Raw genomic sequence first — 271 nt, 5'->3', positions numbered from 1 at the left:
TAACCAACGATTGCTGAGCCAAGTTTAGGGTTTTCTCAAAACCCAAAGATGTTTGAACTGAAGAGTTTGATCATGGCTCAGATTGAACGCTGGCGGCAGGCCTAACACATGCAAGTCGAGCGGATGAAGAGAGCTTGCTCTCTGATTCAGCGGCGGACGGGTGAGTAATGCCTAGGAATCTGCCTGGTAGTGGGGGACAACGTTTCGAAAGGAACGCTAATACCGCATACGTCCTACGGGAGAAAGCAGGGGACCTTCGGGCCTTGCGCTA

Annotated in this window: 1 rRNA gene; it reads left to right on the top strand. The window is 51.7% G+C overall.

The window, feature by feature from the left end:
• Positions 1-54: 54 nt before the first annotated feature.
• Positions 55-271 (top strand): 16S ribosomal RNA (locus tag KW838_RS29310); the annotation flags it as partial.

Origin of the sequence: Pseudomonas sp. PDM27 (assembly GCF_019219205.1) — a bacterium.
Classification (GTDB): Bacteria; Pseudomonadota; Gammaproteobacteria; order Pseudomonadales; family Pseudomonadaceae; genus Aquipseudomonas; species Aquipseudomonas laurylsulfatiphila.
Note: the sequence above shows the minus strand (reverse complement) of the source record. Positions and strands in the feature narration are given on the sequence as shown.